The sequence below is a fragment of the Pseudomonas putida genome (assembly GCF_028682635.1).
GTDB lineage: Bacteria > Pseudomonadota > Gammaproteobacteria > Pseudomonadales > Pseudomonadaceae > Aquipseudomonas > Aquipseudomonas putida_AE.
On record NZ_JANHLK010000030.1, the window covers coordinates 57,965 to 68,486 of the forward strand.

Annotated in this window: 12 protein-coding genes; 6 read left to right on the forward strand and 6 right to left on the reverse strand. The window is 60.1% G+C overall.

Annotated features, from left to right (window positions below; translation table 11 throughout):
• The first annotated feature begins 27 nt into the window (after positions 1 to 27).
• Positions 28 to 1,785, forward strand: coding sequence for an acyl-CoA dehydrogenase (locus NPS56_RS26525; protein ID WP_274077384.1), 1,758 nt, complete (start codon positions 28 to 30; stop codon positions 1,783 to 1,785).
• Between the two features lie 23 nt (positions 1,786 to 1,808).
• On the opposite strand, the gene NPS56_RS26530 is transcribed toward NPS56_RS26525, so the two are convergent.
• Positions 1,809 to 2,117, reverse strand: a complete 309-nt coding sequence (locus tag NPS56_RS26530) for a hypothetical protein (protein WP_274077385.1) — start codon at positions 2,115 to 2,117, stop codon at positions 1,809 to 1,811.
• A 113-nt stretch (positions 2,118 to 2,230) separates the two neighbouring features.
• Positions 2,231 to 2,965, reverse strand: coding sequence for a metallophosphoesterase (locus NPS56_RS26535; RefSeq protein WP_274077386.1), 735 nt, complete (start codon positions 2,963 to 2,965; stop codon positions 2,231 to 2,233).
• A gap of 135 nt (positions 2,966 to 3,100) precedes the next feature.
• Here NPS56_RS26535 and NPS56_RS26540 point away from each other — a divergent pair, with 135 nt between their 5' ends.
• The 4 genes from NPS56_RS26540 (at position 3,101) to NPS56_RS26555 (ending at position 5,534) form a co-directional block, all read left to right on the forward strand.
• Entirely contained in the window at positions 3,101 to 3,562 is a 462-nt protein-coding gene (locus NPS56_RS26540; RefSeq protein ID WP_274077387.1) for an anti-virulence regulator CigR family protein, read from the forward strand.
• 94 nt (positions 3,563 to 3,656) lie between these two features.
• Positions 3,657 to 4,157, forward strand: a complete 501-nt coding sequence (locus NPS56_RS26545) for a hypothetical protein (protein WP_274077388.1) — start codon at positions 3,657 to 3,659, stop codon at positions 4,155 to 4,157.
• A gap of 210 nt (positions 4,158 to 4,367) precedes the next feature.
• Positions 4,368 to 5,042: an NADPH-dependent F420 reductase gene (locus NPS56_RS26550; protein WP_274077389.1), complete on the forward strand. Its 675-nt coding sequence runs from the start codon at positions 4,368 to 4,370 to the stop codon at positions 5,040 to 5,042.
• A 12-nt stretch (positions 5,043 to 5,054) separates the two neighbouring features.
• Entirely contained in the window at positions 5,055 to 5,534 is a 480-nt protein-coding gene (locus tag NPS56_RS26555) for a DUF6130 family protein (protein ID WP_274077390.1), read from the forward strand.
• Positions 5,535 to 5,556: 22 nt separating this feature from the next.
• Here NPS56_RS26555 and NPS56_RS26560 read toward each other — a convergent pair whose 3' ends face one another.
• From NPS56_RS26560 to NPS56_RS26570, 3 genes are read right to left on the reverse strand one after another with little or no spacing between them, the layout of a single operon-like run.
• Positions 5,557 to 7,590: an LTA synthase family protein gene (locus tag NPS56_RS26560; protein ID WP_274077391.1), complete on the reverse strand. Its 2,034-nt coding sequence runs from the start codon at positions 7,588 to 7,590 to the stop codon at positions 5,557 to 5,559.
• 32 nt (positions 7,591 to 7,622) lie between these two features.
• The gene (locus NPS56_RS26565; protein ID WP_274077392.1) at positions 7,623 to 8,216 is read right to left on the reverse strand and encodes a hypothetical protein; all 594 of its coding nucleotides are present in this window, start codon (positions 8,214 to 8,216) and stop codon (positions 7,623 to 7,625) included.
• Positions 8,213 to 9,511 (reverse strand): sialidase family protein, encoded by a 1,299-nt coding sequence (locus tag NPS56_RS26570; protein ID WP_274077393.1) that lies wholly within the window; start codon positions 9,509 to 9,511, stop codon positions 8,213 to 8,215. Before NPS56_RS26570 ends, NPS56_RS26565 begins: the two co-directional genes overlap by 4 nt.
• 249 nt (positions 9,512 to 9,760) lie before the next feature.
• On the opposite strand from NPS56_RS26570, the gene NPS56_RS26575 reads away from it, so the two are divergent.
• Positions 9,761 to 9,991 carry a hypothetical protein gene (locus NPS56_RS26575; RefSeq protein WP_274077394.1) on the forward strand — a complete coding sequence of 77 codons (231 nt, stop codon included), beginning with the start codon at positions 9,761 to 9,763 and terminating at the stop codon, positions 9,989 to 9,991.
• A gap of 26 nt (positions 9,992 to 10,017) precedes the next feature.
• On the opposite strand, the gene NPS56_RS26580 is transcribed toward NPS56_RS26575, so the two are convergent.
• Positions 10,018 to 10,290: a hypothetical protein gene (locus NPS56_RS26580; RefSeq protein ID WP_274077395.1), complete on the reverse strand. Its 273-nt coding sequence runs from the start codon at positions 10,288 to 10,290 to the stop codon at positions 10,018 to 10,020.
• Positions 10,291 to 10,522: the final 232 nt, after the last annotated feature.

Here is a 10,522-nt window from a genome sequence, read left to right on the forward strand (position 1 = left end):
TTCCCTTTTGACCACTTGAGGTTTGCCATGTGGCACTACCAGGCGCCATTGCGCGACATGCATTTCATCCTTGAACACTGGCTGCAGGCGCCCCAGGCCTGGAGCCAGATGCCCGCATTCGAAGCCCTGGATCTGCCGTTGGCACTCCAGGTGCTGGGCGAGGCCGGGCGTTTCAGCGCGGATGTACTGGCGCCGCTCAACAGCAGTGGCGATCGCCAGGGTTGCCGCTTCGACAATGGCCGGGTCAGCACGCCGGACGGTTTTGTCCAGGCTTACCGGGCATTCGCCGAAGGTGGCTGGCCGGCATTGGCCTGTGATGAAGCCTTCGGTGGCCAGGGACTGCCGCAACTGCTCGATGCCGCCTTGCAGGAAATGCTCTACGCCAGCAACCACGCCTGGGCCATGTACACGGGAATCGCCCATGGCGCCTACCTGTGCCTCAAGACCCATGCGCCGCAGTGGATCAAGGAGCGTTATCTGCCGCAGATCGTCAGTGGCGAGGCGCTGCCCACCATGTGCCTGACCGAACCCCAGGCAGGCAGCGACGTCGGCCTGCTGCGCTGCCGTGCCGAACCCCAGGGCGACGGCAGTTATCGGTTGAGCGGCAGCAAGTTGTTCATTTCCGGAGGCGAACATGACCTGACCGAAAATATCCTGCACCTGGTGCTGGCACGCTTGCCCGGGGCGCCCACTGGTAGTCGTGGTATTTCGCTGTTTTTGGTGCCCAGGCGACTGGATGACGGCCAAACCAATGCGCTGCGCTGCGACGGTATCGAACACAAGATGGGCATCAAGGGCAGTGCCACGTGCTCGCTGGTCTTCGACGGCGCCCAGGGTTGGCTGATCGGCGAGGCGAACCATGGTTTGGCCGCGATGTTCGTGATGATGAACTCGGCACGACTGCATGTCGGCCTCCAGGGGTTGGGGCATGCCGAGGCTGCATGGCAGAACGCCTATACGTACGCGCTGGAGCGCAGACAAATGCGTGCGCCCAAGCGTCCTGTCGGCGTTGCCGCCGAAGCGGTCGACCCGATTCATTATCATCCGGCCATGCGCCGGGTTTTGCTGGAATTACAGGCCTGCGCCGAGGGCATGCGCGCCATTGGTTACTGGGCTGCGCATTTGCTCGATCAGGCCGAGCATGCCCCGGACATGGCCACTCGGCAGAGTGCCTTGCAACTGGCGGAGCTTTTGACGCCGGTGATCAAGGCTTTTTTCACTGAGCAGGGTTTTCGCCTGGCCAGCAATGCCTTGCAGGTCTTCGGTGGCTACGGCTACGTCGCCGAGTTCGCCATTGAACAGACCCTGCGCGACAGCCGAATCGCGATGATTTACGAGGGCAGTAACGAAATCCAGGCCAATGACCTGCTGCTGCGCAAAGTGCTGGGCGATGAAGGCCGGGCTTTCGCTCAATTGTTGGCGGTGATGCGCGAAGAAGCCGGGCAGGCCGGCGAAACAGCAGGCTGCGCCAGCTTTGGCGCGCAGCTGGCGTTACTGTGCAAAAAACTCGAGGGTGTGCACCTGGAGATACGTGATCAGGTCGTCGAGGACGGCGAATATCCCTATCGGGCAGCGGGCGATTTTCTACGACTGTGTGGCGTGGCCCTTCAGGCTTTTGCCTGGACCCGGGCGGCGCGTGTCGCTCGCTTGTTACCCGACAGCGATCCTTTGCGCGGCAGTAAACTGCAAACCGCGAGTTTTTTCTTCGCCTACCTGCTGCCGGAAGCGGACCAGTGGATCGCTGCCATTCGTGCGGCCAAGGCACCGCTGCCGTTTCTCAAGTGAGTTCAGGAGGCGGGTCGCGGGCATCAGGCACCTGATTCCGGGTCGCTCGCAGGCAAGCCGCGAGCCTCCTTGTCGTTTTCGTCCTGATCGTTCATGTGCGGGGCGGCGTCGGAATCATCGAGGCGAGCACCTTTTCCATGGTCCGGATGCTCACTCGAGACCGGGTTATTTGCCTCCACGCCTCTCATATCTTCATCGACAGGCGCTTCATCGTTCGGCGGCAATGGAACCTCAGGCGCATCCTTCATGGGGTCATGGCCGGTTTCGTTGTCCGTGGTTCGCGTCACGTCCTGCTGCGACCTGTTACCCACTGCATTCTCGTCAATGTCCATGCTGGTTCTCCGTTTTGATGCGCGCAATGTCCGCGCTTATACATGAGAGATAGCGGCGCGGCTCGAGTGCCGAGCTTTGGACGAGCGGCAAACCCGAGAGCCCTCAGGAAAGCTCAGTCCCAGTCGAAACCGAGTTCCTGATCGATCGGCGGGATGCACTGCAGGGTCGCCAGATCCAGCAGGGTGAAATAACCGTCCAGCCAGCCCGCTGTGTCGATGTGGTACACGTTGCCAAGCACTGCAGGCTGCCTGAGCGGTGTATGCCCGACCACCAGGGCACGCAGTCCCTCAATGCAGTCGGTATCGCCGTCCTGAATCCGGGTTCGCGACCACAGGCAACTGTGCTGCACAAGTTCCAGCCGCTTGGTGCTTTCAGGTGATTGCAGTTCGGTGCACAGTTGATCCCACGACGGCACCGGGCAATCGGCGTGAACGATCCCGACCAATCCGCCAGGCGTTTCGACCTCGATGGCGATCGGCAGCTCGGCGAACTGCAGCGCGAACGCTATCTGCTCGACCAGCGACAGCCCGGCGAACCATTCCCCGCCGTTGCAGATCCAGCTGTCGACGTCGCAGGTGTCGAAGTGCGCCACGTAGTCGTCATGGTTGCCGCGCACCGGGTGAAACCATGGTTTGGCAAGCCAGTCGAGTGCGTCGCGGCTCTCGGGTCCACGATCAACCAGGTCACCGACACTGAACAGGCGGTCGACGACAGGATCGAAATCGACCGCCTCCAGCGCAGGCTGCAATCGGCTGAAGTGACCGTGAATGTCACCCACCGCAAAGTCCCGGCCGGCGGTGTTTGCGGCGAAGCGCTTGATGCGTGACGACTCGATGGTTTCGATCATGGCGCACTCCGGTACGACAGAAGGCGATCCTTTGAATATTGGCATAGCTTGGCCTTGCCCGTCCTTCACCGTCGGAACCAAAACAGTCCAGAGTGTCTACATTACAGGGAGTCTTCCCTTTCTGAGAGAACGGATATGATCAGACATCGCTCGTTGATTGCAGCTATCACATGTGTCGCATTGGTCTGCGGCCCGGCCACGGCATGGGCCGATCCAGGTAATGGCAAGGGGCAAGGAAACGCCAAGGGCAATTCGCAACACAGCCAGGAGCATGGCAACCAGGGCAATAAGGGGAATAAGTCCGGGGGCGATGATTGGGACCATGGTCCAAGCATCAATCGAGGAAGCATTATTGGCATTGTCGATGGGTATCGGGACTACTGGAGCCCCGGACCTGCCTTGCCACCCGGCATTCAAAAGAACCTCGCCCGGGGTAAACCGCTGCCACCCGGGATTGCGAAAAAGCTCGATGGTCGACTGATCGGCCATTTGCCTCGTTATGAAGGTTACGAATGGCAGCAGGCGGGCACCGACCTGATACTGGTTGCGCTTGCTACCGGCCTTATCTATGAGGTCCTCAATGGCGCTTTCGATTGACGATAGACTGATGTATCCGTCCGTCGCGGAACTTGAACTGTCGGGGATTTAACGCGTCTTAAACCACGCGCAATCAACCCTCACGGAAGCAATCATGCTTTTAAAAAACAAGAGTTTCGTTGCTGTAATGTCATTCGCCATGATGCTTGCAGCCGCTCCGTTACTGCCTGCTGACCTGTCCATCATGAACTCCGCCTATGCCAAAGAAGGTGGTGGTGGTGGTGGTGGTGGTGGCGGCGGCGGCGGTGGTGGTGGCCACGGCGGTGGAAATGGCGGCGGTAATGGTGGTGGCCATGGCGGCGGTAACGCTGGCGGTCACAGCGGTTCGGGTCACTCCGGCAGTAACGGCCGCGGTGAGGGATTGAGCAGTGATCATGCGGGCAAATCGGTTCGCGACCATGGCATCAGCGGCAACCGTTACGGCAGTGATCGCAACGGTGACAAGGGTCACGGCACCACCACTTCGGGCATCGCACAATCCAAAGATACCCGCGGCCTGACTAAAGCCTCTGCAATCTCGGCCACGACGCCGGGAGATCACAACGCCAAGGGATTGAGTAATGCCGGCTCGTCAACTTCGAAAAAGTCCGATTGAGCAGAATCGGGATGAGTTGACCGCTGCAGGGTGAGCTCATCGTTATAGCGATGTGGTTCTGTGAGCAAAAAATCCCGGAGACCTTCTGTCTCCGGGATTTTTCGTTGTAAGGCCGGGGGAAATCATGCCGTACGTCGTGATCCACCAGCTGGTTCCCTGGCTCGACTACGGTTGGATGTAAGACTGCTTTCCAACCCAGGAGCGTTAGGCATGCACAGAATCCTCTTCCTGATGTCCGCCGCCCTGGTCATGTGCGCCAGCCAGGTCATGGCGGACACCCTCAAGATCAGCGTCATCGGCGCTGGCAACGTCGGCGGTACGCTGGGTACGCTTTGGACAAAGGCCGGGCACTCGGTGATGTTTTCGTCACGCCATCCCGAGGAGCTGGCGGACCTGGTCAAGCGCGCCGGCGCCAACGCCCGGGCGGGCTCGGTGACCGATGCCGCGGCCTGGGGCGATGTGATCGTGTTGAGCGTTCCCTACGGCGCGATGCCGGTGCTGTCCGAACAGCTCAAGGGCAAGCTTGGCGGCAAGGTGGTTTTCAGCACCAGCAACCCGTTCAGCGGCCGTGATGGAGATGTCGGGAGCAAGGCGCTGGAGTTGGGAGCAGCCCTGGCGGACCAGCAATACCTGCCCGGCGTACACTTGGTGCGGGCATTCAACGCCGTAGGCTACGCTTCCATGAAGGACGAGTCTGGCAAGGGCAAGGCGATTCCCGTTTTCGCCGACCACGCCCAGGCCAAGGATCTGGGGGCGCGGTTGGTGCGCGACGCCGGATTCCTGCCCGTCATTTTCCCGCTGGCGCGAGCCAATGAAGGTTTACCCCGCGGTCCGCTCAGCGGCCTGTGGAACGAAGCCGAACTCAAGGGCAGGCTGGCTCCCTAGGAGAAAAACAGCATGGCTCCCGCAAACCTGTTGGTCCTGGCCTGGGGTGTGTTCTTCTGCACGGCAGCGTTCGGTCAAGGCGCGGCAGACACTGATCACCCACCGGCGATACTTCCACTGGAATCCGAGACGACGCCAAGCCTCATTGCCTGGCCGCCGCTCGCCGAACCGCTCGCCCGTGGGGTCGTCATCATCCAGTATCGAACGGAGCACGCCAGGATCATGCCGATCTTTGGCAAAGCGGCCGCTGATGTTTCACCACGCCTGGGTCACCTTCATGTGACCGTCGACGACTGGAAAGGTACATGGGCGCACACCAGTGAAGACCCGATCATCCTGGTCGGGCTGACCCCCGGCACGCACAAGGTTCTGCTGGAAGTGGCCGACCCGACGCACAAGATCCTCACCCGTACGACAGTGAGTTTTGTCGTTCCGCAGAAGAACCCCACGGACGCGCCGCACGTTGACGAGGGTCACGCCGCAAAACACTGACGATGAGCATCAGACAAAGCCGTTACTTGCGCACGTTCTGGTACAGCATCAACCGTGAGGTTTCATGCATGGCGCGGGTCAATTGTGACAGGCGTTTGAACTCCTCGGGGTTTTGCTCGGCGACGTTGTCCAGCGGCGTCGGCGAGGCCAGGTCATGCAGGCTTGGCGAGCTGCCGTCGTGCTCCATCTGCACCATGTAGTGTTGCGTCACGCCGGCAATCAGCGGGAAGGTGCCTTCACGCAATACCAGTGGCACCACGCGTTCGCCTTCGGGGGCGGGCTGCTGGATATCACGGCCCATGCCGCCGTTGCGAAACTCAAGGCCGGCCATACCCGCCACGGTGGGCAGCAGGTCCACCAGGCCGACCGCTTCCTCGACTTTGCGGGTCCCGATCATGCCGGGTGCGTGGATGATCATCGGCACCGCGTTGCTTTCCAGGCCCAGTTGCTCGTAGGCCGGCGCCAGGAACGGGATCTGCGCGATACGGGTGTTGTGGTCGCCAAACATCACGAAAATGGTGTTGTCGTACCAGCCGCCGGCCTTGGCGATTTCCATCAGGCGTCCGAGGTTGAAGTCCAGCAGGCGCACGGCGTTGTATTGTTCGACACTGCGCGAGCCGGCGGCCTGGACTTGCTCCAGGGTAGGGTGCTTGATCTCGAAGCCGTCATTGTCCTTTGGAATCGTGAAGGGCCGATGGTTGCCGGCCGTTTGCACATAGGCGAAGAACGGCTTGTCCTTGGGCAGCGCTTGCAGGATCTGGTCGGTTTCCTTGAACAGGTCCAGGTCCGAGATGCCCCAGACATCCACCACCGGGGATTTCCAGTCGCGCTCGTCGAACAGGCGCACGCCGTCGATACTTTGCCTGATCAAGGCATTCATGTTGGCCCAGCCGGAGTTGCCACCGATGGTGTAGATCTTCTCGTAGCCGGTGAAGGCATTGACGAGCGTGTTCTGCCGGGTGATCAGGGGATTGCGCGTCGCGGTTTCGTGGCGGGTGACGTCAGGCACTCCGGTGATGCTGGCCCAGACGGTTTTCGCGGTGCCCGTGACCGGCACGTAGAAGTGTTTGAAGAACCAGCTCTGGGTGGCCAGGCGATCGATATTGGGCGTCGGATCGATCGGGTTGCCATAGGCTCCGACGGCACTGGTGCCCAGCGACTCAAGCATGATGAACATCACGTTCGGTGGCCGCGAGCCTGGAATCTTGTAGGGCTGTGGCGCCTGGTGGCGGACAAAGTTGAGGGTCTGCGGGTCGGGTTGGTCGACACTCAGGTAGTGGGCCATGACCGCGTAGTGTTCGCGCACTTGGGCTTCGTCATAACGCGACTGGCCGACCTTGACCGTGTCGTAGAGGAAAATCACCGGGTTCAGGCCCAAGGCGGCGACCTGGTTGTTGCCCGAAAAGAACGCATCGCTCCAGCGCAGCGGCACGGGGTTTTCAAGGTTCAGGTTTTCGACACGACCCAAAATACCCAGCAGCACCAGTACCACCATCACCGCACCGCCCCATGTCGCGGAAAGTGGGTGAATGGTTGTGCGCGGGCGGTCCAGCGTGACCCGTTCCAGACGCACCAGGGCCAGTGTCACGAAGGCGACTGTCGCCAGCCAGCCCAGGGTAATCCAGATGACCGGGTAGGTTTGCCAGACCATGTCACGGGATATCTGCGCATCCTCGATGAAGCGCAAGACCGTGGCGTTGATCCTCACGCCAAGGTAGGCGTAATGGCCAAAATCGATGATGTAGATCAGCAGCACAGCGCTGAGGATGGCGACCAGGTACAGACGGTTGATGATGCGCAGGAGGCGGCTGCCGACAAGGTTCCAGCGCGGGATCCAGGCCAGCAACGCCACCGGCAGCATGACCAGGATGGCCAGGCGCAAGTCGAAGCGAAAGCCGATGCCCAGGGTTGTCAGAACGTCCTCGTTGCCCAGGGCTTTGGCGTCAAAACCGGAATAGCCGAAAAAGAACAGCACCCGCAGCAGTGCAAACAGCACGAACACGATTGCTGTTGCGCCCAGCCAGTAATGCAGTCGTCTCGATTTCAGCCAGCCCATGCGTCTTTCCTTATTGAGAATTTCGTTGAATTTCAAACGCCGCGCAGCGTCATGAGCCGGCGATACGTCCAGCGCGCCGCCAGCACCAGCAGTGCCAGGCAGCAATACAGGCCCAGCAGCGGATCGACCAGGTAATCCCAATAGTTGTGGGAAGGTTTGAGCCCGGCGATGAAGGCCAGGGTCGCACAGGTCAACATCACCACGGCCAGGTAATGGCGCAGGTAAAACAGGCTGAACGTCACCAGCGCGACGAACAACAACAGGGCGCGCGGGCTGTAACCACGCCGGTACGGGTCCAGGTCACTCAGGCCAAGGGTGGCCGGGTAAAGCACCAGGGCCAACGCGGCGAAGAGGATCAATACGCTCGTGTGCCCCTGCTGCGCAGGCGGCAACACATCCAGCCGACGCAAACACCCCCAGGCCATGAACACCAATGAGGTGATCGCAAGGTCGTCGATATGGCTGCGCAAGTAAGCGGCCAGCGACAACCCGCCCAGGGGTATGAAGCTGGCGGCCAGCAGTGCGAGCAGCAGCGCGATGCGCCAGACCCTGCCCAGGCCAAAAGACGGCAGTAACAGGAAGATGATCATCGCGAAGCTGACATGGGCTTGCCACAGGTTAATCATTTCAGGCGCTCGGACAGCCAGGCATCGTTGAAGGAGACGTGTTTGATGAAGGTGTTGTTCCAGGAGTAAACCAGGTGATACATCCCGTCGGGACTGCGGATGAAGTAGGGGTATTCATATTCGAATTCACAGCCCTGGCTTTTACACACACGTTTATCGAGGTTGGCGAGGAATGCCGCCTCCAGCGCCTGGCGCAGCTTGCCACTGGAACCGCGGAACTCTTTGCCGATGATTTCCTTGTAAACCAGGGGTGAATACGGATCGCCCTCGGGATCCGGTGATTTGTCCAGGTCGTGCAACAGGCGCCAATCGTCCATTTTTGCATCGGTGATATACAGGCTCAGCTTGAAGCGCCCCTCTTGCAGGTCGTTGAGCGCTACCAGCAACCGGTGTTCGGGCGTCGCCACGGCCGCCAGCGAGGAATTGGGGTTCGAAGGCACCAGCGGAAAAGGTTCGCTCCAGCTTTGCCCGGCATCTTCCGTGCGGCTCGCCAGGACTCGGTGGTAGGTGCTGCCGGCATAACGCAACAGGGCAATGCCGCGTTGGCCATCCAGCGGAACGATCGCCGGTTGCAATGAATTGCTGCCATGGCTGATGCGGAATTTATCGATCACCTCACCGTCCGCGCTCAAGTACAGGTATTCGGCAAATTTGCCGAGGAATTCGTGATAGACCGGCAAGCCGATGGAGCCGTCGACATGAAACACCGGTGCCGAGCGGACCAGGGTGCTGATGTTCAGGAAAGGTGAAGTGATCAATTGCCGCGGCGCCGACCAATGCCCGCCAAAGTCGTCTGAAACCATCACGTTGACCGCGCTACCGGCCCAGCCGCCCATGGAGACGGAAACGTAGAACAGCCACAGGCGATTGTCCGGCGCGAGGGCGATGACCGGATTGCCCAGTTTGCGGATGTATTTGCGCGTGCTCTGCTGGGTCGAATCCCGGGTGGCCATGACCTGCTCCTCCCCCCACTCGCCGGTGCTCAGATTGAAACGGGCGGAGCGCACCTGCACATCGGCGGCGCCTTCGCGGGTGCCGGCGAACCAGACTGCCATCAGACTACCGTCAGGCAAGGCTGTGACCGACGCGGAATGCACGAAGTCCACCAGCCCGGAGGAGGCGAAACGGCTGGTATAGATGGGTTTGGCCTCTTTATCAGCCACCGACATGAGCGGACTGATTTGGGCAAAGGAAGAATGCCTGGGAGCGGGGTGGGTGATCCATGCGACTGCAAAGAGGCAGGCCAAGGCAAGGTAAATACAGAGTGCAGGAATGCCGGGAAGTTTGCTGCGCATGATTGGACCTATGGCATTTTGTGGGCCATTAGAACACTCAAGTGAAGACTTTAGTACAGGATCGCATCCCGCGAGTTTCAATTCTGCGAGCTGTTGTTTGTTCCTGGCAGTACGGATACCGCGATCATCACGCCCCGCTGGAAATCCAACGGAATCATTGAGTTACTTAATGGTCATAACCAGGGTTCAACGCCGTGCGGGTTATCCGCCGGGCAAAACCCTCAAAGCCCCGACCTTCAGGATGTTCAAATGAATCGCGCAGTAATGATGACCCTGGCCATTTCCAGTTTGCTCCTGCTGGGCGGCTGCGGACCTCACTGGGAAGACGGAGAAAGGTACGGCCGCTATCACGATCATGATCATCGCCGAGGCTATGACCAGCGCGATGACGACGACCGAGGGTATGATCATCGATATGATCGGCGTGACGATGATCGCGACAACCGTCGTTATCGCGATCGTGATGACCGCGACGACTGATATTGAAAAAGAGGGGTAGTGAGTGATCAACTTCCCGACTCACTGCCTTTCTGATTGTCCCCGTCGTCTTCCGACGCCGCGTCTTTCTTCAACGAATGGGCATCGGCGCCGGAGTTCGAGCCTGACGCTTCCTCGCCCTTTTTATCAGCCTTTTCCTCGTTGGATTCAGCGCCCTGGTTGAGCGCGGGAGCGGAGGGTGGAATGGTTGCATCCTCGGTGGTTTTTTCGGTGGCCAGCACGCAAAGCGGTGAGGCCGACAGCAAGCCCGTGAACATGAGCGCGGCAACGGTGGTGTTCATCTTTGAGTCTTCCGTGCGAGGGGGTGTACTGCATTGGAAGAGCGGCGCACAGGAAGGTGCGCAGTGGCGGACGAATGGCTGTATCCGATCTACTGTGGGAGCTGGCCTGCCGGCGATGCAATGGTGAAGCTGATGCCGCCATCGCTGGCAAGCCAGCTCCTACAGGGTTTGTGGGGTATGTTGAATTTGTGGCGTGACACTGATCTGTAGGAGCCGGCTTGCTGGCGATGCG

Excerpts from the sequence above, each read along its gene's own strand:
- NPS56_RS26525 (WP_274077384.1), top strand. The coding sequence starts at position 28 with ATGTGGCACTACCAGGCGCCATTGCGCGACATGCATTTCATCCTTGAA.
- NPS56_RS26530 (WP_274077385.1), bottom strand. The coding sequence starts at position 2,117 with ATGGACATTGACGAGAATGCAGTGGGTAACAGGTCGCAGCAGGACGTG.
- NPS56_RS26535 (WP_274077386.1), bottom strand. The coding sequence starts at position 2,965 with ATGATCGAAACCATCGAGTCGTCACGCATCAAGCGCTTCGCCGCAAAC.
- NPS56_RS26540 (WP_274077387.1), top strand. The coding sequence starts at position 3,101 with ATGATCAGACATCGCTCGTTGATTGCAGCTATCACATGTGTCGCATTG.
- NPS56_RS26545 (WP_274077388.1), top strand. The coding sequence starts at position 3,657 with ATGCTTTTAAAAAACAAGAGTTTCGTTGCTGTAATGTCATTCGCCATG.
- NPS56_RS26550 (WP_274077389.1), top strand. The coding sequence starts at position 4,368 with ATGCACAGAATCCTCTTCCTGATGTCCGCCGCCCTGGTCATGTGCGCC.
- NPS56_RS26555 (WP_274077390.1), top strand. The coding sequence starts at position 5,055 with ATGGCTCCCGCAAACCTGTTGGTCCTGGCCTGGGGTGTGTTCTTCTGC.
- NPS56_RS26560 (WP_274077391.1), bottom strand. The coding sequence starts at position 7,590 with ATGGGCTGGCTGAAATCGAGACGACTGCATTACTGGCTGGGCGCAACA.
- NPS56_RS26565 (WP_274077392.1), bottom strand. The coding sequence starts at position 8,216 with ATGATTAACCTGTGGCAAGCCCATGTCAGCTTCGCGATGATCATCTTC.
- NPS56_RS26570 (WP_274077393.1), bottom strand. The coding sequence starts at position 9,511 with ATGCGCAGCAAACTTCCCGGCATTCCTGCACTCTGTATTTACCTTGCC.
- NPS56_RS26575 (WP_274077394.1), top strand. The coding sequence starts at position 9,761 with ATGAATCGCGCAGTAATGATGACCCTGGCCATTTCCAGTTTGCTCCTG.
- NPS56_RS26580 (WP_274077395.1), bottom strand. The coding sequence starts at position 10,290 with ATGAACACCACCGTTGCCGCGCTCATGTTCACGGGCTTGCTGTCGGCC.